The organism is Curtobacterium sp. MCLR17_043 (assembly GCF_003224215.1).
GTDB lineage: Bacteria > Actinomycetota > Actinomycetes > Actinomycetales > Microbacteriaceae > Curtobacterium > Curtobacterium flaccumfaciens.
This window is the reverse complement of the sequence record NZ_QKLH01000014.1, coordinates 58,079-81,964: the sequence shown is the minus strand read 5'-3', so window position 1 is coordinate 81,964 and position 23,886 is coordinate 58,079. Positions and strand designations below refer to the sequence as shown.

The 23,886-nt window shown below is 72.5% G+C and carries 21 protein-coding genes; 7 read left to right on the top strand and 14 right to left on the bottom strand.

The window, feature by feature from the left end; all coding sequences use genetic code 11:
- Positions 1–80 precede the first annotated feature (80 nt).
- From DEJ03_RS13905 to DEJ03_RS13895, 3 genes are all read left to right on the top strand, one after another.
- Positions 81–1,217: a LacI family DNA-binding transcriptional regulator gene (locus DEJ03_RS13905; RefSeq protein WP_181422726.1), complete on the top strand. Its 1,137-nt coding sequence runs from the start codon at positions 81–83 to the stop codon at positions 1,215–1,217.
- Between the two features lie 63 nt (positions 1,218–1,280).
- Positions 1,281–2,720 carry a glucuronate isomerase gene (gene uxaC, locus DEJ03_RS13900; protein ID WP_110865072.1) on the top strand — a complete coding sequence of 480 codons (1,440 nt, stop codon included), beginning with the start codon at positions 1,281–1,283 and terminating at the stop codon, positions 2,718–2,720.
- 145 nt (positions 2,721–2,865) lie between these two features.
- Entirely contained in the window at positions 2,866–3,465 is a 600-nt protein-coding gene (locus tag DEJ03_RS13895; protein WP_110865037.1) for a class I SAM-dependent methyltransferase, read from the top strand.
- A gap of 32 nt (positions 3,466–3,497) precedes the next feature.
- On the opposite strand, the gene DEJ03_RS13890 is transcribed toward DEJ03_RS13895, so the two are convergent.
- From DEJ03_RS13890 to DEJ03_RS13880, 3 genes are all read right to left on the bottom strand, one after another.
- Positions 3,498–3,875 carry a type II toxin-antitoxin system death-on-curing family toxin gene (locus DEJ03_RS13890; RefSeq protein ID WP_110865036.1) on the bottom strand — a complete coding sequence of 126 codons (378 nt, stop codon included), beginning with the start codon at positions 3,873–3,875 and terminating at the stop codon, positions 3,498–3,500.
- Positions 3,872–4,129 (bottom strand): ribbon-helix-helix protein, CopG family, encoded by a 258-nt coding sequence (locus DEJ03_RS13885; protein WP_258370827.1) that lies wholly within the window; start codon positions 4,127–4,129, stop codon positions 3,872–3,874. The genes DEJ03_RS13890 and DEJ03_RS13885 overlap by 4 nt, the downstream gene beginning before the upstream one ends.
- 122 nt (positions 4,130–4,251) lie before the next feature.
- Positions 4,252–4,791, bottom strand: coding sequence for a gluconokinase (locus DEJ03_RS13880; protein WP_110865035.1), 540 nt, complete (start codon positions 4,789–4,791; stop codon positions 4,252–4,254).
- A gap of 112 nt (positions 4,792–4,903) precedes the next feature.
- On the opposite strand from DEJ03_RS13880, the gene gndA reads away from it, so the two are divergent.
- Complete coding sequence (gndA, locus tag DEJ03_RS13875) at positions 4,904–6,361, top strand: NADP-dependent phosphogluconate dehydrogenase (RefSeq protein WP_110865034.1); 1,458 nt, start codon at positions 4,904–4,906, stop codon at positions 6,359–6,361.
- A gap of 81 nt (positions 6,362–6,442) precedes the next feature.
- Here the strand turns inward: gndA and DEJ03_RS13870 are convergent, their stop codons facing one another.
- Positions 6,443–7,135, bottom strand: a complete 693-nt coding sequence (locus DEJ03_RS13870; RefSeq protein ID WP_146237734.1) for a hypothetical protein — start codon at positions 7,133–7,135, stop codon at positions 6,443–6,445.
- A 172-nt stretch (positions 7,136–7,307) separates the two neighbouring features.
- Between DEJ03_RS13870 and DEJ03_RS13865 the strand changes: the two genes are divergently transcribed.
- Positions 7,308–8,942, top strand: coding sequence for a molybdopterin-dependent oxidoreductase (locus DEJ03_RS13865; protein ID WP_110865032.1), 1,635 nt, complete (start codon positions 7,308–7,310; stop codon positions 8,940–8,942).
- 363 nt (positions 8,943–9,305) lie between these two features.
- Here the strand turns inward: DEJ03_RS13865 and DEJ03_RS13860 are convergent, their stop codons facing one another.
- The 10 genes from DEJ03_RS13860 to DEJ03_RS13815 form a co-directional block, all read right to left on the bottom strand.
- The gene (locus DEJ03_RS13860; protein ID WP_110865031.1) at positions 9,306–10,085 is read right to left on the bottom strand and encodes a putative protein N(5)-glutamine methyltransferase; all 780 of its coding nucleotides are present in this window, start codon (positions 10,083–10,085) and stop codon (positions 9,306–9,308) included.
- Positions 10,082–11,059 (bottom strand): ribose-phosphate diphosphokinase, encoded by a 978-nt coding sequence (locus tag DEJ03_RS13855; RefSeq protein WP_027464468.1) that lies wholly within the window; start codon positions 11,057–11,059, stop codon positions 10,082–10,084. The genes DEJ03_RS13860 and DEJ03_RS13855 overlap by 4 nt, the downstream gene beginning before the upstream one ends.
- A 61-nt stretch (positions 11,060–11,120) precedes the next feature.
- A complete protein-coding gene (gene glmU / locus DEJ03_RS13850) occupies positions 11,121–12,548 on the bottom strand; it encodes a bifunctional UDP-N-acetylglucosamine diphosphorylase/glucosamine-1-phosphate N-acetyltransferase GlmU (protein ID WP_110865030.1) in 1,428 nt (475 codons plus the stop codon).
- Between the two features lie 150 nt (positions 12,549–12,698).
- Positions 12,699–14,081, bottom strand: a complete 1,383-nt coding sequence (locus tag DEJ03_RS13845; RefSeq protein ID WP_110865029.1) for an MFS transporter — start codon at positions 14,079–14,081, stop codon at positions 12,699–12,701.
- A 514-nt stretch (positions 14,082–14,595) separates the two neighbouring features.
- Complete coding sequence (locus DEJ03_RS13840; protein ID WP_110865028.1) at positions 14,596–15,627, bottom strand: NAD(P)-dependent alcohol dehydrogenase; 1,032 nt, start codon at positions 15,625–15,627, stop codon at positions 14,596–14,598.
- Positions 15,624–16,901 carry an ROK family transcriptional regulator gene (locus DEJ03_RS13835; RefSeq protein ID WP_110865027.1) on the bottom strand — a complete coding sequence of 426 codons (1,278 nt, stop codon included), beginning with the start codon at positions 16,899–16,901 and terminating at the stop codon, positions 15,624–15,626. Before DEJ03_RS13835 ends, DEJ03_RS13840 begins: the two co-directional genes overlap by 4 nt.
- A 47-nt stretch (positions 16,902–16,948) precedes the next feature.
- Positions 16,949–17,998 carry a sugar phosphate isomerase/epimerase gene (locus DEJ03_RS13830; protein WP_110865026.1) on the bottom strand — a complete coding sequence of 350 codons (1,050 nt, stop codon included), beginning with the start codon at positions 17,996–17,998 and terminating at the stop codon, positions 16,949–16,951.
- Positions 17,999–18,032: 34 nt separating this feature from the next.
- The gene (locus tag DEJ03_RS13825) at positions 18,033–19,133 is read right to left on the bottom strand and encodes a Gfo/Idh/MocA family protein (RefSeq protein WP_258370826.1); all 1,101 of its coding nucleotides are present in this window, start codon (positions 19,131–19,133) and stop codon (positions 18,033–18,035) included.
- Positions 19,130–19,837: a ThuA domain-containing protein gene (locus DEJ03_RS13820; protein WP_110865025.1), complete on the bottom strand. Its 708-nt coding sequence runs from the start codon at positions 19,835–19,837 to the stop codon at positions 19,130–19,132. Before DEJ03_RS13820 ends, DEJ03_RS13825 begins: the two co-directional genes overlap by 4 nt.
- Positions 19,834–21,030: a Gfo/Idh/MocA family protein gene (locus DEJ03_RS13815; RefSeq protein WP_258370825.1), complete on the bottom strand. Its 1,197-nt coding sequence runs from the start codon at positions 21,028–21,030 to the stop codon at positions 19,834–19,836. The genes DEJ03_RS13820 and DEJ03_RS13815 overlap by 4 nt, the downstream gene beginning before the upstream one ends.
- A 97-nt stretch (positions 21,031–21,127) precedes the next feature.
- On the opposite strand from DEJ03_RS13815, the gene xylA reads away from it, so the two are divergent.
- Together xylA and xylB are read left to right on the top strand one after the other, a co-directional pair.
- Positions 21,128–22,321 (top strand): xylose isomerase, encoded by a 1,194-nt coding sequence (gene xylA, locus DEJ03_RS13810; protein ID WP_110865068.1) that lies wholly within the window; start codon positions 21,128–21,130, stop codon positions 22,319–22,321.
- Positions 22,322–22,353: 32 nt separating this feature from the next.
- Positions 22,354–23,859: a xylulokinase gene (xylB, locus tag DEJ03_RS13805; RefSeq protein ID WP_110865067.1), complete on the top strand. Its 1,506-nt coding sequence runs from the start codon at positions 22,354–22,356 to the stop codon at positions 23,857–23,859.
- Positions 23,860–23,886: the final 27 nt, after the last annotated feature.

Here is a 23,886-nt window from a genome sequence, read left to right as displayed (position 1 = left end):
CGGTGGCACCACTGTTCCGCCGTTGGCAACATGCGGCAACCGGTTGCCACTTGTTGCCAGACGCGAATACGTTCGGCCTCGTGAAGGACCTCTCGACGGACGGCGGCGGGCGCACGGGCGGTGCCGCGGGCGCTGCTGGTAGCGCCGCTGGCGCGGGCGCCGCTGGTGCTCGCGCTGCCGGCACCGCCGCTGGTGCCGCGCGTCGCGTCACCATCCGCGACATCGCCGACGCCACCGGGGTCGCCGCGTCCACCGTCTCCCGCGCCCTGTCCCTGCCCGACCGGGTCAACCCCGTCACCCAGGAGCGCATCCAGCGGGCGGCCCGCGAGCTCGGCTACGTCGCCAACTCGCAGGCCCGGGCACTGACCTCCGGCCGCACCCGCGCCGTCGCCGTGCTCGTGTCCGACATCACGAACCCCTTCTACTTCGACGTCATCCGCGGCACCCAGCACCAGCTCGCCGGGGCCGGCTGGACGCAGCTGCTCGTCGACACCGAGGAGTCCGCCGACGCCGAGATGGCCGCACTCACCGCCGTGGGGGCGAAGGCCGACGGGGTCGTGCTCACGGCGTCACGACTGTCCGACGCGCAGATCGCACGGTTCGCCGAGCGGATCCCCCTGGTCGTGGTGAACCGCCGACCCACCGGCGTGCCATCGGTGCTCATCGACACCCCCGGCGGGGTGGAGCAGGCGGTGCAGCACCTGGTGTCGCTCGGACACCGGGAGATCCTGTACGTCGCCGGGCCGGACAGCTCGTGGTCGAACGAGCGTCGGTGGCGCGCCCTCGTGCAGGTCGCCAAGCGCCTGGGGATCCGCGTCGCCCGGGTCGGGCCGCACGCACCCTTCGTCGACTCCGGCGCGGCGGCCGCCGACGCCGCCGTGCACGCCGGTGCGACCGCGTGCATCGCCTTCAACGACCTGATCGCCATCGGGATGCTCGCCCGGCTGCGGGAGCGCGGAGTCCGCGTCCCCGAGGACATGAGCATCGTCGGTTGCGACGACATCTTCGGCGCTGACTTCTGCAACCCGCCGCTCACCACGATGACCTCGCCGATCGAGCGGGCCGGCCGGGTCGCGATCCGGATGCTGCTCGGACGGCTCGGCGCGCTGCCCGCCGACGAACTGCCCGGGGAGCACATGTCCGGCGCCGTCGCCCTGCCCACCCACCTGACCGTGCGCGAGTCGACCGGACCGGCACCCCGTGCCGGAACCGCCTGATCCGGAAATCCCGCCGCCCCACACTCGCACCACTCGAACTCGCCGTCCCCGAAGGAGTCGATGATGACCCGCACCAGCACCCCCACCCGGCTCGCACCGCACCCCGACCGGCTGTTCCCCGCCGATCCCGGAGCGCGAGCCGTGGCACGCACCGTGTACGAGGCGGTCAAGGACGCCCCGATCATCTCGCCGCACGGGCACGTCGACGCGGCGCTGATCGCCTCGGACCAGCCGTTCAGCGACCCTGCGTCGCTGCTCATCACGCCCGACCACTACGTGCTCCGCCTGCTGCACGCGAACGGGGTGGACCTGGCCGCGCTGGGACGCGCGGACCGGTCGGGAACCAGCCCCGTTCCTCCAGGCCGTGCCATCTGGCGGCAGCTGGCGGAGCACTGGGACGACTTCCTCGGGACCCCCGTGCGCTACTGGTTCGAGACGGAGCTGCACGACGTGTTCGGGCTCGACCAGGCGCCGTCCGCGGCGAACGCGGACGACCAGTACGACCACATCGCCGGCCTGCTGGCGTCGCCCGCCTTCCGGCCACGCGCGCTCTTCGACGCCTTCGGCATCGAGGTCCTCGCCACCACGGACGGCCCGGCGGACGACCTCGCTGCGCACGCGCAGCTCGCCGCGGACCCCGGCTTCACCGGCCGGGTGCTCCCCACGTTCCGCGCGGACGCCGTGTTCGACCCGACGCGGTCGGACTGGAGGCCCGTGGTCGCGTCGATCGGCGAGGCCGCCGGCATCGACACGGGCACCCACGCAGGGCTGCTGGCGGCTCTCCGCGCACGTCGCCACTCCTTCATCGAGCACGGTGCGACCGCCACGGACACCGGGGTGCTCGACGCGGGCTCCGCTCCCCTGCCGTCGAACGAGCGGGAGCGCATCCACGCGGCGGCGATGCGCGATGCGTCCTCGGTCACCGAGGCCGAGGCGACGGCGTACCGGCACGACATGCTCTACCGCTGGGCGGAGATGAGCGTCGAGGACGGCCTCGTCATGCAGCTGCACCCCGGGGTGATCCGGAACCACCACACCCCGACGCTCGAGCGCTTCGGGCCGGACACCGGGCACGACCTGCCGGCCGTCGGGTCCTTCACCGAGCCGCTCCGGCCGCTCCTCGAGTCCTTCGGCACCGCTCCCGGGTTCCACCTCGTGCTCTTCACCGTCGACGAGACCGTCTTCTCGCGCGAGATCGGGCCGCTGGCGGGCTTCTACCCCGCCGTGTACGCGGGCGCGCCGTGGTGGTTCATCGACACCCCGGCGGCCATCGGGCGCTACCGGTCGGCCGTCACCGACTCCGCGTCGTTCACCAAGACCTCCGGGTTCATCGACGACACCCGCGCGTACTGCTCCATCCCCGCGCGGCACGACATGGCGCGGCGGGCGGACGCGGCGTACCTGGCGTCGCTCGTGGTCACGCACCAGGTCTCGGAGGAGGACGCCGTCCGCACCGCCCGCCGCATCGTGTCCGACATCCCGAAGGCGACGTTCAAGCTCTGACGCTGGCGGGCGGGCGGGTGGTGCGGCGCGGTGCGGCGCCGCGCTGCCGCGTGGTGTGAGGTTCCGTGCCTGGTGCGAGGGGTGCCGGGTCGCACGGAACACGGAACCTCGCACGGTTCGGCGCTGCGGCGGTACGGTCGGGCGCATGACGGAGCGGGTGACGGCGGCGTACGGCGCTCGGGCCGACGAGTACGCGGCGCTGCTCGGGTCGATGGACACCGTCCACCCCGACGACCGAGCCCTCGTCGACGCCTGGGCCGCCGGTCGCAGCGGTCCCCTGGTCGACGCCGGGTGCGGCCCCGGTCACTGGACGGCGCACCTCGCACGGCAGGGGCACCGTGTCAGCGGCATCGACGCGGCGCCTGAGTTCGTCGAGCACGCACGACGGACGCACGGCGCCTCGGTCGACTTCCGGGTCGGGTCGCTCGACGCGCTCCCGCTCGCGGACGGCAGCGTCGACGGGGTCCTGGCCTGGTACTCGGTGATCCACCACGAACCGTCGCGGATCGGTGGGGCACTCGCCGAGTTCCGTCGGGTGCTCACCCCCGGCGGTGGGCTGCTGCTCGGGTTCTTCGAGGGCGCCGCGGTCGAGGCCTTCGACCACGCCGTCGTCACCGCCTACCGCTGGCCGGTCGCGTCCCTGGCGGCGCTGCTGGACGGAGCGGGCTTCGACGTCGTGGACGTCCACACCCGCACGGCTCCGGAGCACCGGCCGCACGGGGCGATCAGTGCGGTGCGCCGCTGATCGCCGACGGCTGACGGCCGCCGCGCTGTCGATCAGGCGTCCGAGACCATCGAGGTCAGAGCAGCAGCGATCTCCGGCACGGAATCGAGTTCCCCCTCGGCGATCGCGACGATGAAGTCGTACGCCTGGTCGTTCGAGGCGTGGAGCCGGACGCCGTTCACGCCGAGGAAGACCACGAGCAGCATGAGCCCGAGGCGCTTGTTGCCGTCGACCAGGGCGTGGTTCCGGACGGCGGAGTGGACGAGCGCCGCCGCCTTCTCGACCAGCGTCGGGTAGGCGTCGTTCCCGCCCACCGACGCGGCGGGTCGCGCGACCGCCGCCTCGAGCAGTCCGACGTCGCGGATCGCGTAGTCAGCTCCCAGGGTCCGACGAGCGACGTGCAACGCCTCGTCGGTCGTGAGGTGGATCACTTGCCGAGTCGTTCGAGCGCCTCGGCGTAGCGCGGGAGTTCTCGGTCGAGGATGCCGTCGATCAGATCGCTGCGGCTGTGCTGCTCGATGTACTCGCGGATGGCGGCGCGCGCGACGTCCTGCATCGAGCGCTCCTCGAGGTCAGCACGCTTGCGCAACGCCGCTGCCTCGTCGTCGTCGAGTCGGAGGGTCATGGCCATGGGGTCGATGGTATCAAGGATGGTATCTGAACGCGCGGCAGTGATCGTGGTCATGGAGCGACGGTACGAGCGTCCCCCTCGACGCGGACGGGACCGGGGATCGGTTGGGGACGGCGACGGCCGCGCTGCGCCCTGTGGAGGAACTGCCCGGATCCGTCGCAGGTCGTCGACGTTCGTCAGGCGGTGGTGACCGCGAGCGCGGCGAGGATCTCCCGCACGGTGTCGTCGACCGATCCGTCGATCGACACCGCGACGGCGGCCTCGTCGGGCTGCGGCCGCTCGAGGGTCGCGAACTGCGAGTCGAGCAGCGTTGTCGGCATGTACTCGTGCTGGCGGTGGGACTGCCGTTCGGCGATCAGGTCGCGCGACCCGTCGAGGAAGGCGATGACGAGACCCGGCGCCGACTCGCGCAGACGGTCCCGGTAGGCACGCTTGAGCGCCGAGTTCGCCATCACGCACCGGGAGCCGTCCGATTCGACCGCGGCGATCCGCTCGGCGCAGGCGTCGAGCCACGGCCAGCGGTCCTCGTCGGTGAGCGGGATCCCCTGCCGCATCTTCTCCTTGTTGGCGACCGGGTGCAGGTCGTCGGCGTCGACGAAGACGCACGGTTCGCCCTGCGCGACCAGGGCGTCGGTGAGCGCCTGGCCGACGGTGGACTTGCCGGAGCCGGAGACCCCCATCACGAGGACGGGCGGGTGGACAGCGAGCTCGCTCATCCCTCCACAGTATTGATGCGGTGAACTCTGGTCCCCAGTTCCCGCAACACCTGTGCGATCCCAGACCGCCGGTCGTAGGTTGGGCGCCAACGTCAGGACAAAGGAGGCCCCCGTGGCAGACAACAACGGTCAGGCGAACATCGGAGTCGTCGGACTCGCAGTGATGGGCTCGAACCTCGCCCGCAACCTCGCATCGCGCGAAGGCAACACGGTGGCGGTCTACAACCGCACGTACGCCCGCACCGAGGAGCTGCTCCAGGAGCACGGTGACGCCGGGTTCATCGCGTCCGAGGACATCGACGGGTTCGTCGCCTCGCTGTCGAAGCCCCGGACCGCCATCATCATGGTGCAGGCCGGCAAGGGTACCGACGCCGTGATCGGACAGCTCGCCGAACGCTTCGAACCGGGCGACATCATCGTCGACGGCGGCAACGCGAACTTCCACGACACCATCCGACGTGAGCACGACCTGCGCGAGAAGGGCCTGAACTTCGTCGGTACCGGCATCTCCGGCGGCGAAGAGGGCGCCCTCAAGGGTCCGTCGATCATGCCCGGTGGCTCGAAGGAGGCCTGGGAGACGCTCGGGCCGATCCTGAAGTCGATCGCCGCGGTGGCCGAAGGTGAACCGTGCGTGACCCACATCGGCACCGACGGCGCCGGGCACTTCGTCAAGATGGTGCACAACGGCATCGAGTACGCCGACATGCAGCTCATCGCCGAGTCGTACGACCTGCTCCGTCGCGTCGGCGGGCTCTCGGTGGAGGACCTGGTGCAGGTCTTCGACGAGTGGAACAAGGGCGACCTCGAGTCCTACCTGATCGAGATCACCGGCGAGGTCCTCAAGCAGCGCGACGCCGACACCGGCAAGCCGCTCGTCGACGTCATCCGTGACGCGGCCGGCTCGAAGGGCACCGGCGTCTGGACCGTGCAGAACGCCGTGGGCCTGGGCATCCCCGTCTCGGGCATCGGCGAAGCCGTGTTCGCCCGCGCCGTGTCGTCGAAGCCGACGCAGCGTGCCGCCGTGCAGCAGTCGGTCAAGAACCGTCCGCAGATCGCCGAGGTTCCGGACACCTTCGCCGACGACGTCCGTGCGGCGCTCTACGCCTCGAAGGTCGTCGCGTACGCACAGGGATTCGACCTCATCATCGCCGGGGCGAAGGAGTACGGCTGGGACATCGATCTCGGCAACGTCGCGAAGATCTGGCGGGGTGGCTGCATCATCCGGGCCCAGTTCCTGAACCGCATCGTCGAGGCGTACGCCGAGAACCCGAAGCTCGAGTCGCTGCTGGTCGACCCGTACTTCGCGAACGCGGTCGCCGAGGGCGAAGCCGCCTGGCGCCACATCGTCGGCATCGCGGCCGCGTCGGGCGTCCCCGCTCCGGGCTTCTCGTCCGCGCTGTCGTACTTCGACTCGCTCGCGTCCGACCGTCTGCCGGCGTCGCTGATCCAGGGCCAGCGCGACTTCTTCGGCGCACACACCTACCAGCGCATCGACAAGGACGGCACCTTCCACACGCTGTGGTCCGACGACGACCGCCGCGAGGTCGAGCAGGAGCCGTCCACGCACTGACGACCGCACCCGCTGCCGACCACGGAGGTCGGTGCGGGTTCGGCAAGGAGGGCCTCGCTGAACCCGGGGCCCTCCGCTGCGTCAGGCGACGATGCGTTCCCGTGCCAGGTCGGCGACGAGCCGGTCCAGCCGTGGACCGCGCCCGAGCAGCCGACGCGAACCGGGGGCGGTCCGGACGAAGAACGTCGCCACCGCGGGGGTGTCGTCCGGTCGTACGTGGTGGATCGCCACCGCACACGCGCGGCGAGCACCAGCGGAACCGCCAGGGCGCTCGGAGCCACCGTCTCGCCCCGAGCCGTCCGAGCCGTCGACGCCGTCCGCCACGTCTTCCAGTCCGACGTGCACGACACGACTCCACCGGATCACGAGCAGCCGGGTCGCCCGCCGTTCGTCGAGTTCCCACAGGGAGGCCTCGGTGGCACCGAAGGCCCAGGTCACGCGCGAACCGAGGTGGGTGTCCGGACGGACTTCGTCGACGATGCCACGGAGTTCCGGTGTCGGCGCCGCCGGGACGAGCCACACCGTCGGGTCGATCCGCCGGATGGCGAGCGCGAGGGCCTCGTCCGCCTGCCGCCGCCGTGCCGTCGCGGCCCGCACGACGGCGACCACGATGACCACGACGCCGAGCGCGATCGCGCCGAACTCGACGATGCCGTACCAGGAGAGGTCGACGCCCGGCGCCGTCGAGACGACGACGATCCGGGTGATCAGGAGGACCAGCCAGACGGCGACGATGACCCAGCGCAGGGTGGCGAGTCGACGTGCTGGAGACATCGGTGTCCGCCGTGCACCGCGGGCACGACCGGACCGCGGGACACCATCCGGACGCTGCAGCACGGTCCGATCCTCCCACGAGCCGCGCGCCACCTGCTGGCCGAACCCGATGAACGCGCGGGGAAGCGCGCACACACAGCCCACGAGCGGCCGGGCGACCTACGCTCGGGCGGTGACCACCGAGACGACGGACGAACCGATCGGTCGACCGACGGCGGGTCCGTCGGACGGCCCGGGCGGGCCCGATGCCCCTTCGACCCGACGTTGGACGCTGATCGCCGCGATAGTCGGCGTCGTGGCCGCCGCCGCGTTCCTCGGTGTCGCCGAGTTCGGCGCGCTGCTGCTCGGCGGAGCGGGCAGCCCCCTGGTCGCCGTCGGGTCCGCCGTCATCGACCTCGCGCCCCCGGGTGCGAAGGACTTCATGGTCGCCGTGTTCGGCACCGGGGACAAGGTCGCCCTGTTCGTGCTCATGACGGTGATCGTCATCGCGATCAGTGCCGGTGCCGGTGTCCTCGAACGTGTACGACCGCCCTTCGGTGCACTCGTGTTCGCCGCCGGTGGTGTGCTGGCGCTGCTTGCCGTCAGCACCCGCTCGGGCAGCGGGACGCTCGACGGCGCCCCGACGGTCCTCGGCATCGCGGCAGCGGTGGTCGTCCTGCGTCTGCTGCTCCAGCGGTTGCGCCGGTGGGAGGCCGCGGCGACCGTGCCGACGGCGGCACCGCGACCCGCCTCGGCGGAGCGCCGCACGTTCCTGGTCTGGGGCGTCGCGACGGCGACCGTCGCGATCGTGGTGGGCACCGCCTCCCGGCTGGGGTCCTCCGCGATGCAGGCGGCCGCTGCTGCCCGGCGGGCCATCCGGCTGCCCGCCGCGGCGACCGCTGCACCGGCGGTCCCCGCGGGTGCGTCGCTCGACGTCGACGGCATCACCCCCTACATCACGCCGAACGCCGACTTCTACCGGATCGACACGGCCCTGCGGGTACCGCAGGTCGACCCCGCCGACTGGTCGCTCCGCATCCACGGCGCGGTCGAGAACGAGATCACGCTGACGTGGGACGAGCTGCTCGCACTGCCACTCGAGGAGCACGTAGCCACCCTGAGCTGCGTGTCGAACGAGGTCGGCGGTGACCTCATCGGCACGGCCGGCTGGCTGGGCTACCCCATCCGGAAGCTCCTCGCCCGGGCGCGTCCGACGGGCGACGCCGACATGGTGCTCTCACGGAGCATCGACGGGTTCTCCGCCGGCACCCCGCTCGAGGTGCTGCAGGACGACGGCACCGCGGCGCTGCTCGCGGTCGGGATGAACGGCGAGCCCCTGCCGACCGAGCACGGGTTCCCGGTGCGGATGGTCGTGCCGGGCCTGTTCGGGTACGTCTCGGCGACGAAGTGGGTCACCGAGCTCGAGGTCACCCGGTTCGCCGACGCGCAGGGCTACTGGACCCCGCGTGGCTGGTCGGAGCGTGGCCCGGTCAAGCTCGAGTCCCGCATCGACACCCCGCGGAACGGGTCGACCGTGACCGCGGGCAAGCCAGTGGCGATCGCGGGGGTCGCGTGGCAGCCGCACAAGGGCGTGAAGGCCGTCGAGGTCCGCGTCGGAGGCGGCGACTGGCAGCGCGCCGAACTCGCCGACTCGGTCTCCGCGGACACCTGGCGGCAGTGGGTGGTGCGGTGGACGCCGACCGCCGGCTCGCACCGCATCGAAGTGCGCGCGACCAGTGCGGACGGCGAGGTGCAGACGAGCGTGGACCGGCCGCCGGCGCCCAACGGTGCGACGGGCTGGCACACGGTGACGGTCGACGCGCGCTGACGCTCCGGCGCAGGATCGCGCGACACGCCCGCTGACTGCCGTCGAGGTGGCAGAAAGCGTCGGTTCGCGGACGCGCAGGCGACACTTCGTGCCGCCTCGGCGAACCTGAGCGGCATGTCGTGACCGCTCGGCGCCGGCGCGCTCCGGTCACCCGACTGCCTGGAGGCCCGGTGCCGGCCCGCCCCGCCCCTCGCCCCGGTCGCGCGACACGCCACGTGCGTCACGCCGGGGTCGCAGAAAGCGTCGGTTCGCGGGCGCGCGGGCGACGCTTCGTGCCGCCTCGGCGAACCTGAGCGGCATGTCGTGACCGCTCGGCACCAGGACCAGGCAGGCAGACAGACCGGGCCAGGCGTACAGACCTGGTCAGGCGTGCCGGGTCGCGACGACGCAGGTGCCGTCGACCTCGGCGTCCCGCTCGACCACGGCGGAGAAGCCGGCGGCCGTGAACGCAGCGGCGGACGCCTCGGCCTGGGCCTCGGACACCTCGATGACGACGGCACCACCGGGACGGAGCCACTCCCCCGCACCCGCTGCGATCCGGCGGTGCAGGTCGAGGCCGTCCACACCTCCGTCGAGGGCGACGCGGTGTTCGTGCTCGCGGGCCTCGGCCGGCATGAGCTCGATCGAGGCCGTCGGCACGTAGGGGGCGTTCACCGCCATGACCGTCACGGCCCCGCGGAACCGATCGGGCAGCGGCGCGAACAGGTCTCCGGCGACGACGATGCCGCGGTCGCCGATGTTCTCGGCTGCGACGTCGACGGCGTCCGGGTCGATGTCGCTGGCGACGAGGTCGAGCGCGCCGACGCGGCCGAACAGGGCGACCGAGATCGCGCCGGCACCGCAGCACAGGTCGACCACGCGGTCGTAGCGCTGCAGCCGACGCGCAGCCTGCTCGACGACGATGGTGGTGCGGGCTCGCGGCACGAAGACCCCGGGGGTCACCCGGATGCGATGCCCGTCGAAGGCAGCCCAGCCGAGCACGTACTCGAGCGGCTCACCGGCCAGCCGACGCTGCACGAGGCTCCGGAGTCGCACCGGCTCACCGTCACCTGCCTCGAGCAACAGGTCGGCTTCGTCCTCGGCGAAGACGCTCCCCGCGGCCCGGAGCCGGGCCGCGAGGGCGTCACGCGCGGGATGTGTCAAGCGGCGCCGTCGAACATCGACGTCACGGAACCGTCGTCGAAGACCTCGTGGATGGCACGGGCGATGAGCGGGGCGATCGGCAGGACCTCGAGGCGGTCCCAGCGCTTGTCCATCGGCAGGGGCAGGGTGTCCGTCACGACCACGCGGTCGATGAACTCGCTCTGCAGCAGCTCGGTGGCCGGGTCGGAGAACACGGCGTGGGTCGCGGCGACGACGACTCCCGTGGCGCCGGCGTTCTTCAGCGCCTCGGCAGCCTTGGCGATCGTGCGGCCGGTGTCGATGAGGTCGTCGACGAGCAGGCACACGCGGCCGCTGACGTCACCGACGATCTCGTGCACCGAGACCTGGTTCGGCACGAGCGGGTCGCGGCGCTTGTGGATGATGGCGAGCGGGGCGCCGAGCTTCTCGGACCAGATGTCGGCGACACGAACGCGGCCCATGTCGGGCGACACGACGGTGAGCGTCTTCGGGTCGAGGATCTGGCGGAAGCGCTCGAGCAGCACCGGCATGGCGAACAGGTGGTCGACGGGGCCGTCGAAGAAGCCCTGGATCTGCGCGGCGTGCAGGTCGACGCTCATGATGCGGTGTGCGCCGGCGGCCTTGAACAGGTCGGCGACGAGGCGGGCCGAGATCGGCTCGCGGCCGCGGCCCTTCTTGTCCTGACGGGCGTACGGGTAGAACGGCGCCACGACCGTGATGCGCTTCGCCGAGGCACGCTTCAGCGCGTCGACCATGATGAGCTGCTCCATGAGCCACTCGTTGATCGGCGCGGTGTGTGACTGGATGACGAAGGCGTCGCAGCCACGGACCGACTCGTCGAAGCGGGCGTAGAGCTCACCGTTCGCGAAGGTCCGGGCATCGGTCGGCACGAGGTCGACCCCGAGCTCCTCCGCGATCTCGGCAGAGAGCGCCGGGTGTGCTCGCCCCGAGACGAGGACGAGTCGTTTCTGGCCGGTTGTCTTGATTCCGGACAAGTGCGGTGCTCACTCCCTGACCCACGAGGGGTCGATGTCGGCGACGGGTGGTCGCCGGGATCTATTCGCCGTTCGCGAGCCGAGCAGCCTCGGCCGCCGGTGTGCCGGGTCGGTGTTCCTCGACCCATCCGTCGGTGTTGCGCTGTGGGGCGTAGCTGATCGCGAGCGATCCTGCCGGAACGTCCTTGCGGACGGTGGTTCCGGCGCCGGTGTACGCACCGTCACCAATCCTAACGGGGGCGACGAACACGTTGTGCGAGCCTGTACGGACGTTCGAGCCGACCTCGGTGCGGTGCTTGTGCACGCCGTCGTAGTTCGCGGTGATGGTGTTCGCGCCGATGTTCGAGTCCTCGCCCACCTCGGCATCGCCGATGTAGGACAGGTGCGGGACCTTGCTGCCCCGGCCGATCCGGGCGTTCTTCGTCTCGACGAAGGTGCCGATCTTGCCGTCGTCACCGAGGATCGTGCCCGGCCGCAGGTAGGCGAACGGGCCGACCGAGGCACCGTCCCCGATCACGGCGAGGGTGGCGTCGACGCGGTTCACGGTGGCGCGGGCGCCGACCTCGGTGTCGCGCAGCGTGGTGTCCGGTCCGACGACGGCACCGGCGGCGATCGCGGTGGCGCCGATGAGTTGGGTGCCGGGCAGGACCTCGGCGTCGGGCTCGATCGTGACGTCGAGGTCGATCCAGGTGGACGCCGGGTCCTGCACGGTGACGCCGGCGAGCTGGTGGCGGCGGACGATGCGGGCGTTGAGTTCCCGCGCGGCGTCGGAGAGCTGGCCACGGTCGTTGATGCCGGCGACGAGCCACGGGTCGGTCAGGGTGACCACGTCGATGCGCCCGCCGCGCTCGCTGATCAGCGCGGGAGCGTCGGTGATGTACTTCTCGCCCTGGGCGTTCGCCGTGGTGAGCGACGGCAGGGCCGCCCGGAGGCGTGCCACGTCGAACGCGTAGATGCCCGCGTTCGCCTCGGTGATGGTCAGCTGCTCGGCTGTCGCGTCCTTGTGCTCGACGACGCTGACGAAGGCGCCGGAGGCATCGCGCACGATCCGTCCGAGGCCGGTCGGGTCCGGGGCGATGGCACTCACGAAGGTCGCGCCGTTGCCGCCGCCGACGTGGGCGTCGACGAGGAGCCGGAGCGATGCGGCGTCGAGCAGCGGGACGTCGCCGGACAGCACCACGACGGCGCCGTCGAAGTCGGCGGGCAGTGCTTCGACCGCGACCTCGACCGCACGGCCGGTGCCGGGGACGTCGTCCTGGTCGACGACGATCGCGTCGGGGGCGCGCTCGACGACCTCGGCCGCGACGAGGTCACGCTCGTGCCGCACGACGACGGCGACGTGCTCGGGGCTGAGCGACGACGCCGTGCGCAGGACGTGCCCGATGAGCGGCAGTCCGGCGAGCCGGTGCAGCACCTTGGGCGTGGACGACTTCATGCGCGTGCCCTGCCCGGCGGCGAGGACGACGACGGCGATGCGCTGGTCGGTCATGCACCCATCCTGGCGCACCGCAGCCCGGGCCGCCCGACGCGACCACGGCCCTGTGCGGAACCGTGCGCACAACCGCAGCCTGTGGACGGACGGGCACCGAGCCTCCAGGCCGCGTGACGGGGAGCTCTGGCAGCCCCCGCACGCCGAGGATCAGGCCCGCGCGCCCTGCGGTTCCTGCTTGACGAACGCCATCAGCACCAGCCCGGCGACGAGCACGACCACTACGCCGAGGATCCCGAACCGGGTCGACCCACCGACGGTCACCGCGACGCCGAACAGCGCCGGCGCGAGGAACGACGCGGCCCGGCCGGTGGTGGCGTAGAGGCCGAAGAGCTCGCCCTCGCGGCCGGGGGTCGTCAGCCGCGCCAGGTACGCGCGGGACGACGACTGCACCGGGCCGACGAACACGGCGAGGGTCAGCCCGAGCACCCAGAACCACTGCGTCTCGTTGCCGGCGGCGAAGACCCCGACCCCGCACACGGCGAGGCCGACGAGCGAGACCATGATGAGCGCACGCGACCCGAACCGGTCGTCGAGGCGTCCGGAGACGAACGTCGCGATGCCGGCCACGACGTTCGCGGCGATGGCGAACAGGATGACCTGCGACGGCGTGAACCCGAACACCTGCGCGGCGACGATCCCGCCGAACGTGAAGACGGCCCCGACGCCGTCGCGGAACACCGCGCTGGCGAGCAGGAACGCGAGGACGTTGCGGCGCTCGCGCCACAGCCGCGCGATGTCGCGGCCGAGGTCCGCGTAGGCGCTGAACACGCCGCCGCCGCGGGTGCGGTCGGGCACCGCCTCGGGCACGGTGAGGAACAGCGGGATCGAACTGACGGCCAGCCAGACGGCGGCGATGCCGATCGCGACGCGGACGTCCCACTGCCCGGTGGCGACCGTCGCCGGCAACTGCAGGAGCCCGCCGACGACCCCGTCGCCCCGGAAGTCCTGGATGCAGAGCACGAGCAGCAGGACGAGCAGCACGATCCCGCCGAAGTACCCGGCCGCCCACCCGATGGCGGAGACGCGGCCGGTGCGTTCCCCGGAGGCGACCTGCCCGATCATGGCGTTGTAGCCGACGCTCGCGATCTCGTAGGCGACGGTGCCGATGCCGAGCAGGGCCGCTCCGAGCAGCAGGTACGGCTGGCTCGGCGCGACGAAGACCATGCCCCCGATCGACAGCGCGACGCCGATGGTGGCGATGAGGACCGACCGGCGGCGGTGTCCGGACGAGTCCGCGAGCCGCCCCATGGCCGGTGCCACCAGGGCCACGACGATGCCCGCGATGGTCAGTGCGGTGGACACGACGGCCGCGTTGTGTGCGAGCTCGCGTTCCACGATCGCCTTGCCGGCCGCGGACGTGTCGCCGACGAGCGCCGGGTCCACGAACGCCCGGCTGGCCAGGTACGTGCTGAACACGAAGGTGGTGACGACCGCGTTGAACGCGGCGGAACCCCAGTCCCAGAGCGCCCAGGAGACGAGCGCGCGCCGGTCGGTGCGCTGCGGCACGACGGCGGCCGGTGAAGCGGTCATGCGCGAACCGTAGCGCGTGCCGGTGACGCGGCGGTGGCCCCGTTCCGGGTCACGTGCCGGACGGGAGGCGCGGGGCGGCCCGGCCCCGCGCCTCCCGCCCGCACCGTGCGTGCGTCGCCACCCGGTGCGAGCTTCCACGAGCCGTGCCCGGCTGCAACGCCGCACCAGGCGGCCGACACCGCACCATCCGACAGGCCGCGCACCGTGCCGGACGGGAGGCGCGGGGCGGCCTGGCCCCGCGCCTCCAGTCCGCACCGTGCGTGCGTCGCCACCCCGTGCGAGCTTCCACGCACCGTGCCCGGCGGCAACGCCGCACCAGGCGGCCGACACCGCACCATCCGACAGGCCGCGCACCGTGCGGGACGGGAGGCGCGGGGCGGCCCGGCCCCGCGCCTCCCGTCCGCACCGTGCGTGCGTCGCCACCCGGTGCGAGCTTCCACGCACCGTGCCCGGCGGCAACGCCGCACCAGGCGCGCAACGCGGCCCGGGCCGGCGAAGCCCGCACCGTGCCCGCTCAGGCGGGGACGCCGCCGGGGTAGACGACGGACTTGAGCGACTCCGGGTCGGTGTCGCTCTCGAGGGCCTCGCGGACGTCGTCGAGCCCGAAGCGACCGGTGACGAGCGAGTCGAGGTCGACCTGCCCGGACGCGACCAGCTCGATGGCGACCGGCCACGTGTTCGTGTACCGGAAGATCCCGGTGACCGTGACCTCGAGGTTCTGGATGTGCTCGACCGGCAGCGTCATCTCGGAGTTGCCGAGCCCGACCAGCACCGCGGCACCCGCCGGACCGACCGCCTTGATGCCGTCCGACACCGCACGGGGTGCACCGCTGGCGTCGATGAACGCGTTGACCGGGACGATGTCGGACGCGACGGACACGGCGGTGGGGTCGACGACCTCGGTGGCGCCGTACTCCAGGGCCCGCGCACGGCGCTCCGGCACCAGGTCGCTGACGACGATGCGCGAGGCACCGAAGGCCTTCGCGACCTGGGCGCAGATGATGCCGATGGGACCCGCGCCGGCGATGAGCACCGACGAACCGGGGACGATGCCGGCCTTGCGGACGGCGGCGATGCCGACGGACAGGGGCTCCAGGAGCGCGCCGGCCTCGAACGAGACGGCATCGGGCAGGACGTGCGCGAACTCGGCCTCGATGGTGACGAACTCGGTGAAGGCCCCGTCGACCGGCGGCGTCGCGTAGAAGCGCATGTGCGGGCAGAGGTTGTAGCGGCCAGCCAGGCACTGCGCGCAGCGGTGGCAGGGGCGCTGCGGCTCGATGGCCACGCGCTCCCCCACGCGGGACGGGTCGACGCCCTCGCCGACGGCCTCGATCGTTCCGGACAGCTCGTGCCCGAGGACGAGGGGCTCCTCGACGACGAAGTCGCCGATGCGGCCGTGGCGGTAGTAGTGCACGTCGGAGCCGCAGACACCCACGGCGGCGACCCGGACGAGCACGTCGCCGGGGTCGACAGCGGGGACGGGGCGGTCCTCGACGGTGAGGTCCTGGGTGCCGAGCAGGACGCTGGTGCGCTGGGTGGAGGTCATGCGGTTCTCGCTTCCTCGGTCGCGTCGTCGCGGCCGGACGTGTGGGTGGTGGAGGTGGAGGGGGCGGCGGAAGCCGCGGTCGTGGTCGCTGTCGCTGGTGCCGGTGCCGGTGTGGCCGGCATCGTGGCGTCGCGCAGCAGTTCCGCGAAGCCGATCTCAGCGGCGCCACGGACCAGGACGTCACGGCCGAGTGCCGCCGGGACGATCCGGAGCCGATCGGTCATGGCGGCCATCGTCTGCGCCCGGACGTCGGTCTCGACCCGGTCGCCGACGTGTCCGAGCAGCGCACCGAGGAACCCGCCGAGCACGACGACCTCGGGGTCGACGGTGTGGATGGCGTTCCGGAGCGCGGTCGCGAGTGCGGTGACCTGTCGGTCGACGACCCGCTCGACCTCGGGGCGGCCCTCGGCGAGCGCCGCGGCGAGCGCATCGAGGTCGTCCGGCGGGGTCCCGGTGACGGCGGTGAGGGCGGAGCGTGAGGCCTCGGTCTCCAGGCAGCCGACCGCACCGCAGTGGCAGCGGATCCCGTTCGCCGCGACGAAGGTGTGCCCGAGCTCGCCCGCGTACCCGTCGGCGCCGCTGAAGGGCCGGCCGGCACTGACGATCCCACCGCCGATGCCGCTCGCGCCACCGTTCAGGTAGACGAGGTCGTCGACGCCGCGGGCGCTGCCGTACAGCCGTTCCGCCCAGGCACCGAGGTTGGCGTCGTTCGCGGCCCGGACCGGCAGCCCCAGGCGTTCCGCGAGCGGTGCGGCGAGGGGTTCGTCACGCCAGCCGAGGTGCGGGGCGTCGCGCACGGTGCCGTCCTCGACCCGCACGATGCCGGGCACGGCGACGCCGACCCCGACGATCCGGGCCGCCGGTCCGGTGCGGGCGAGGAGTGCTGCGAGGACCCGGGCGACGGCGTCGATCGCCTGCGCCGCGGTCGGCACGGTGGTCTGCGGCTCGACCAGCCGGTCGCGGACGGTGCCGTCGAGGCCGACGAGGGCGACCCCGACGGCGTCGATCTCGACCGTGACCGCGGCGGCGAGGACGTCGGCGGACGCCCGGACGACCCCGCTCGGCCGTCCGACACCGGCACCCGGGGCCCCCGCGGCGGGGGTCTCCTCGTGCACGAGCCCGGCGTCGACGAGCTCCCCGACGAGCGCGAGGATCGTCGAGCGGTTCAGGCCGGTGCGCCGGGTGAGTTCGGCGCGGGTGACGGGGCCGTCCTCGTGGACGAGCCGGAGGACGCGCGCGGCGTTGCCCGGCGTCGCCGTGGGCTGCCGTGCCATGGGTCCTCCTCGGTGGTGGGTGGGGTCGTGGGGTCGTGGTCGGCCGGTCAGCGCGACTGCGAGAACGCGGCGTCGAACGAAGCGTCCGGCGGCGCGATGGTACCGAGCTGCCGGACGAACGCCAGCGCCTCGGGCCCGCCGACGAGCCGATCCATGCCGGCGTCCTCCCACTCGACGCTGGTCGGTCCGGCGTACCCGATGTGGTTCAGCACGCGGAACACCCGCTCCCACGGCACGTCCCCGTGGCCGGCGGTGACGAAGTCCCACCCGCGCCGGGGGTCGCCCCACGGCAGGTGCGAGGACAGCCGCCCGTTGCGCCCGTCGAGCTGCTTCACCGACTCCTTGCAGTGCACGTGGTACACCCGGTCGGCGAAGTCGAGCAGGAACGCCGCGGGGTCGAGGTCCTGCCAGACGAAGTGCGACGGGTCGAAGTTGAACCCGAACGCCGGCCGGTCGCGGAACACCTCGAGGGTCCGCGCAGCGGTCCAGTAGTCGTAGGCGATCTCGGACGGGTGCACCTCGAGCGCGAACCGGACCCCGACCTCCTCGAAGACGTCGAGGATCGGTGACCAGCGGTCGTGGAAGTCCTGGTACCCGGCGTCGATCATCCCCGGGGGCACGGGCGGGAACCCGGCGACGGTCTTCCAGATCGACGAGCCGGAGAATCCGGTGACGGTGTCGACGCCGAGCGCCGCGGCGGCACGGGCGGTCCACTGCAGTTCCTCGGCCGCACGCTGCCGCACGCCCTCGGGGTCGCCGTCGCCCCACACATGCGGCGGGACGATGTCCTCGTGCCGCTGGTCGATGGGGTCGTCGCACACGGCCTGGCCGACCAGGTGGTTGGCGATCGTCCAGACCTGCAGCCCGTTGCGTTCCAGGATCGCCTTGCGCTCGGCGACGTACGAGGGGTCCGTCGCGGCGCGCCGGACGTCCAGGTGGTCACCCCAGCAGGCGATCTCCAGCCCGTCGTAGCCCCACTCGCCGGCGAGCCGGGCGACCTCCTCGAAGGGCAGGTCGGCCCACTGTCCGGTGAACAGGGTGACCGGCCGGGAGGCCCGGGTCGTCTCCGTCGTGTCGCTCGCGTCCGTCGTCGTCATCGTCGTCGTCCTTCTTCGCGGTGGTCGGGTTCCGTCACCAGGATCCGGGTGCGGACCCGGCGGGGACGGTGGCGGGTCGCTCGACGCGCGAGTGCACGTCGACGACCGAGTGGGCTCGGGCGGCGGCGGAGACCGCCTCCATGACCTCGAGCACGTGGAACGCGAGGTCGCCGGAGGCTCGGTGCGGCCGGTCCGTCGCGATCGCGTGGGCCATGTCGGCGAGACCGTAGCCGCGGCCGGCGTCGGCGTACCCGGCGGTGACCGGCAGGTCGCGCCACGAGCGGTCGTCGGCGGTGGCGATCGACACGGTGTCCGAGAACCGGTTCGGGTCGGGGACGCCGAGGGTGCCGGCGGTGCCGTACACCTCGAACAGCGGGGCGCGGGTGGCCCACACCTCGAACGAGACGGTGACGGTGGAGACCACGCCGTTCTCGTGCTCGAGGATCGCGACGACGTGGGTGTCGATGTCGACCGGGATCGACGTGCCGGCGTTCGGTCCGGTGGCGATCGTCCGTTCGCGGGTGGAGCGGGTGGCGCTGCCGCTGACCCGGACGACCGGCCCGAAGAACGTGACGAGGCTGGTCAGGTAGTACGGCCCCATGTCGAGGAGCGGTCCGCCGCCCGGCTGGTAGTAGAACGCGGGCGCGGGGTGCCAGAGCTCGTGCCCGGGGGCGCTCCAGGCGACGGCGGCACCGACCGGGGTGCCGATCGCGCCGTCGTCGAGGGCGGCCCGTGCGGTCTGGATGCCGGTGCCGAGGACGGTGTCCGGGGCGCTGCCGACTCGCAGGCCGGCGGCGCGGGCTGCTTCGAGCACCGGTGCGGCCTCGGCGGTGGACATCGCGAGCGGCTTCTCGCCGTAGACGTGCTTGCCGGCGGCGAGGGCCCGGGTGGCGATGTCGGCGTGCGCGGCCGGGATCGTCAGGTTGAGCACCACGTCGACGTCGTCGGCGGCGAGCAGGTCGTCCACGGTGGTGCCGCGAACGCCCTGTGCAGTACCGACCTGCTGGGCACGGGCGACGTCGAGGTCGGCGACCGCCACGAGCGACAGCCCGGGCAGCGCCGGGAAGTGCTCGAAGTACTGCTGGCTGATCACGCCCACGCCGACGACGCCGACCCGCAGTGCTCGTTCGTTCACCGTGCTGCCCACAGGAGTCCCCGTTCGATGATGGTGCGGAGTGGCTGCGACTCGACGACCTCGAGGCGGTGCCCTGGTGCGGAGACGAACACGCGGCCCTCGCCCCACTGCCGTGTCCAGATCGCCGGTGCGGTGACCGGTCGGTTCCAGGCGTCGAAGTCGCGCGCGTCCTGGGTGGTGGTCGCGAGGACGTCGTTGTACTCGTCCGACAGCACCCAGTACTGCTCGGTGACGAGGTCGAAGTCCTCGATGCCCTGCGTGATCGGGTGTTCGTGCCCGAGGTCGGTGAGGTGCACCGTGTAGGGGATGTAGTTGTCGGACTGTTCCCCGACGCGCTCGTCGGGGTGCTTGCCGGCGTGGTGGGCGAACTGGCCACCGACCATGTGCAGGTAGTCGGCGGTGTTCCGGAACGCGTCCGCGATGCCACCGTGCCAGCCGGCCAGTCCGGCGCCGCCCAGGACCGCGCGCTGCAGCCCGGCGAACTCGTCGTCGGCGATGGTCGACATCGTGACGACCTGCACGATCAGGTCGACCTCGTCCATGACGGCGGCGTCGGCGTAGACGGCCGTCGAGTCCGACACCCGGACCTCGAACCCGTTCTCGCGCAGGAACGGGACGAACAGGTCAGTGGTCTCGACGGGCTGGTGGCCGTCCCACCCGCCGCGGACGACGAGCGCCTGGCGGGTCTGCTCGGCGGCGCTCACGAGGTCGCCGTCCAGGTGCTGCCGGTTGCGGCGCTGCGTTCGACCGCGTCGAGGACCCGCTGCACGTGCAGGCCGTCGGCGAACGACGGCGACGGGTCGGTGCCGGCGACGATCGCGACGACGAAGTCCTTCACCTGGTGGCTGAAGGTGTGCTCGTACCCGATGAGGTGCCCGGTCGGCCACCACGCGGCCATGTAGGGGTGCTCGGGCTCGGTGACGAGGATGCGGCGGAACCCCTGCTCCCCCGCCGGGGCGTTCGACTCGTACAGCCGGAGCTCGTTCATCGCCTCGAGGTCGAACTGGATCGCGCCCTCGGACCCGCTGATCTCGAGCGTCAGACCGTTCTTCCGCCCGGTCGCGTAGCGCGTGGCCTCGAACGTGCCGATCGCACCGTCGGCCGCGCCGCCACCCAGGCGGGCGGTGAAGAACGCGGCGTCGTCGACGGTGACCTGCCCGCGCTCGCTCGACGCGGTGCCGGAGAGCCCGACCCCCTCGGCCATCAGCGGACGCTCCGTCACGAAGGTCTCGAGCGTGCCGGAGACGGTGGCGAGCGACGCGCCCGTGACGTGCTCGACCAGGTCGATGGCGTGCGCGCCGATGTCACCGAGCGCACCGGAGCCGGCGAGCGACTTGTCGAGGCGCCAGGTCATCGGGCCGTCCTCGTCCGCCAACCAGTCCTGCAGGTAGAGCGCGCGGACCTGGCGCACGGTGCCGATCCGGCCGTCCTGCACCAGCTGCCGCGCGAACGCGATGGCCGGCACCCGGCGGTAGCTGAACCCGACCATCGCCCGGACACCCTGTGCACGGGCGGCGTCGGCGGCGGCGGTCATCGCCTCGGCCTCGGCGACGGTGTTCGCGAGCGGCTTCTCGCACAGGACGTGCTTGCCGGCCTGGAGCGCGGCGATCGCGATCTCGACGTGCGAGGACCCCGGGGACACGACGTCGACCACGTCGATGTCCGGATCGGCGACGACGGCACGCCAGTCGGTGGACGCCGCCTGCCAGCCGTACTGCTGCCGGGCGGCCTCGGTGCGTTCGGGATCACGCCCGACGATCACCGCCATCTCCGGCTCGGCTCCGAGGTCGAAGAACCTGGGGGCGGTCCGCCACGCCTGTGAGTGCGCGGCTCCCATGAAGCCGTGCCCCACCATCGCGACCCGCAGTCGTTGCTGCACCGTCGACTCACTTGCCATCCGCTCGCTCCTTTGCGATCACGTGCTTGCCACAGCCAACACTACCGCTTATGTTGGGCGCGGCAACATTTTGTTTCGACGACGAACGGTGACCACCATGGCAACGACGCCCACCCGTGCAGACAAGTTCTCCTTCGGTCTCTGGACCATCGGCTACAACGGCTCCGACCCCTTCGGCGGGCCGACCCGACCCGCCCTCGACGTGGTCGAGGCGGTCGAGAAGCTCGACGAGCTCGGGGCCTACGGCCTGACCTTCCACGACGACGACCTGTTCGCGTTCGGTTCCACCGACGCCGAACGCCAGACCCAGATCGACCGCCTCAAGGGCGCGCTCGAGTCGACCGGGCTCGTCGTGCCGATGGTCACGACGAACCTGTTCTCCGCCCCGGTCTTCAAGGACGGCGGCTTCACCTCGAACGACCGGCAGGTCCGCCGCTTCGCGCTCCGCAAGGTGCTCCGCAACATCGACCTCGCCGCCGAGCTCGGCGCGTCGACGTTCGTGATGTGGGGTGGCCGCGAAGGCTCCGAGTACGACAGCGCCAAGGACGTGCAGGCAGCGCTCGAGCGGTACCGCGAGGCCGTCAACCTGCTCGCCCAGTACGTCACCGACAAGGGCTACGGCATCCGGTTCGCCATCGAGCCGAAGCCGAACGAGCCCCGCGGCGACATCCTCCTGCCGACCCTCGGCCACGCGATCGCCTTCACCGAGACGCTCGAGCGCCCGGAGATGTTCGGCATCAACCCCGAGGTCGGCCACGAGCAGATGGCGGGCCTGAACTTCACGGCCGGCATCGCCCAGGCGCTCTACCAGGGCAAGCTCTTCCACATCGACCTCAACGGTCAGCGCGGCATCAAGTACGACCAGGACCTGGTGTTCGGCCACGGCGACCTGCAGAACGCGTTCTCGCTCGTCGACCTGCTCGAGCACGGCGCCCCGCAGGGCGGCCCGGCGTACGACGGCCCGCGCCACTTCGACTACAAGCCCAGCCGCACCGAGGACATCACCGGCGTCTGGGACTCCGCGTCGGCCAACATGCGCATGTACCTGCTCCTCAAGGAGCGTGCGCAGGCGTTCCGCGCCGACCCCGAGGTGCAGGCGGCGCTCGAGGCCTCCAAGGTCGGCGAGCTGTCGACGCCGACGCTCAACGACGGCGAGTCGTACGACACGTTCCTCGCCGACCGTTCCGCCTACGAGGACTTCGACGCCGACGCCTACTTCGGCGGCAAGGGCTTCGGCTTCGTCCGCCTGCAGCAGCTCGCCATCGAGCACCTGATGGGCGCGCGGAATTGACGGCAGACGCGCCAGCGGCTGCATTCCGCGCGCTGAGGCGGCCTGCCGCCGAAGGGGCTGACGACACGGACGAGCGCCAGCTCGTCGCCGGCGTCGACTCGTCGACCCAGTCCTGCAAGGTCACCATCCGTGACGCCGCGACCGGTGCGGTCGTCCGCGAGGGACGCGCGTCCCACCCGGACGGCACCGCCGTCGACCCCCGTCACTGGTGGGACGCCCTCGGTGCCGCCGTCGCGGACGCCGGTGGCCTCGACGACGTCGGTGCCGTCGCCATCGCCGGGCAGCAGCACGGCATGGTCGCGCTCGACGCCGACGGCCGCGTGGTCCGCGACGCCCTGCTCTGGAACGACGTCCGCAGTGCGGACGCGGCCGCGCAGATGGTCGACGAGCTCGGCCAGGAGGCGTGGGTCGCCCGGACGGGGCTGGTGCCGGTCGCGTCGTTCACCGGTACCAAGCTGCGGTGGCTCCGCGACGCGGAGCCCGAGAACGCGGCCCGCGTCGCGGCCGTGGCGCTCCCCCACGACTGGCTGTCGTGGCGGCTCCGCGGGTACGGACCGGCGGACGAGAGCCCGCTCGGCCCCGACCTCGACGCCCTGGCGACGGATGCGTCCGACGCCAGCGGCACGGGGTACTGGGACCCGGTGCGCCGCGAGTACGACCCGGAGCTGTTCGAGCTCGCGCTCGGGCGGCCGATGCGTCCGGCGTCGATGGGTGACGACGACGCCGTGGTCGTGCCGCGCGTGGTCGCTCCCGACGAGGCGATGGGCACCCTGTCCACCGACGTCGAGCTGCCCGGCGGCGCGGTCGCCCGGTCCGGCCTCGTCGTCGGTGCCGGACTCGGCGACAACGCCGGGGCGGCGCTCGGCCTGGGTCTCGGCCCGGGTGACGTCGCGGTGTCCCTCGGCACGAGCGGCACGGTCTTCGGGGTCAGCGACGCCGAGGTGCGTGACCCGAGCGGGACCGTGGCGGGCTTCGCCGACGGGACCGGGTCGCGCCTCCCGATCGTCACGACGCTCAACGCGGCCCGCGTGCTCGAGGTGATCGGCGGCCTGCTCGGCGTCGACCACGACGCACTCGGCGAACTGGCGCTGCAGGCGCCGGCCGGGGCCGACGGCCTCGTCCTGGTGCCGTACTTCGTCGGCGAGCGCACGCCCAACCGGCCGGACGCGACCGCATCGCTGCTCGGCATGACGCCGGCGACCACCGACCGGGCGCACCTGGCCCGGGCGGCCGTCGAGGGGATGCTCTGCGCCCTCGCCGACGGACTGGCCGCGGTGCAGGACACCGGGGTGACCGTCGAGCGGTTGCTGCTCATCGGCGGCGCTGCGCGGAACCCGGCGGTCCGCGCCGTCGCCGCGCAGGTGTTCGGCCGTGACGTCCTGGTGCCGGAGCCCGGCGAGTACGTCGCCGCGGGTGCTGCGAAGCAGGCCGCGTGGGCGCTCACCGGCGCCCTGCCGACGTGGGACACCGCGACGACCACCGTGCCGTCCGACCCGCACCCCGAGGTGCTCGAGCAGTACCACGCCGCGGCGCGCTGACCGACGCACCGGATCCGACACTCCCCG

Excerpts from the sequence above, each read along its gene's own strand:
- uxaC (WP_110865072.1), top strand. The coding sequence starts at position 1,281 with ATGACCCGCACCAGCACCCCCACCCGGCTCGCACCGCACCCCGACCGG.
- DEJ03_RS13895 (WP_110865037.1), top strand. The coding sequence starts at position 2,866 with ATGACGGAGCGGGTGACGGCGGCGTACGGCGCTCGGGCCGACGAGTAC.
- DEJ03_RS13885 (WP_258370827.1), bottom strand. The coding sequence starts at position 4,129 with ATGACCACGATCACTGCCGCGCGTTCAGATACCATCCTTGATACCATC.
- DEJ03_RS13880 (WP_110865035.1), bottom strand. The coding sequence starts at position 4,791 with ATGAGCGAGCTCGCTGTCCACCCGCCCGTCCTCGTGATGGGGGTCTCC.
- DEJ03_RS13870 (WP_146237734.1), bottom strand. The coding sequence starts at position 7,135 with ATGTCTCCAGCACGTCGACTCGCCACCCTGCGCTGGGTCATCGTCGCC.
- glmU (WP_110865030.1), bottom strand. The coding sequence starts at position 12,548 with ATGACCGACCAGCGCATCGCCGTCGTCGTCCTCGCCGCCGGGCAGGGC.
- DEJ03_RS13845 (WP_110865029.1), bottom strand. The coding sequence starts at position 14,081 with ATGACCGCTTCACCGGCCGCCGTCGTGCCGCAGCGCACCGACCGGCGC.
- DEJ03_RS13840 (WP_110865028.1), bottom strand. The coding sequence starts at position 15,627 with ATGACCTCCACCCAGCGCACCAGCGTCCTGCTCGGCACCCAGGACCTC.
- DEJ03_RS13835 (WP_110865027.1), bottom strand. The coding sequence starts at position 16,901 with ATGGCACGGCAGCCCACGGCGACGCCGGGCAACGCCGCGCGCGTCCTC.
- DEJ03_RS13830 (WP_110865026.1), bottom strand. The coding sequence starts at position 17,998 with ATGACGACGACGGACGCGAGCGACACGACGGAGACGACCCGGGCCTCC.
- DEJ03_RS13815 (WP_258370825.1), bottom strand. The coding sequence starts at position 21,030 with ATGGCAAGTGAGTCGACGGTGCAGCAACGACTGCGGGTCGCGATGGTG.
- xylA (WP_110865068.1), top strand. The coding sequence starts at position 21,128 with ATGGCAACGACGCCCACCCGTGCAGACAAGTTCTCCTTCGGTCTCTGG.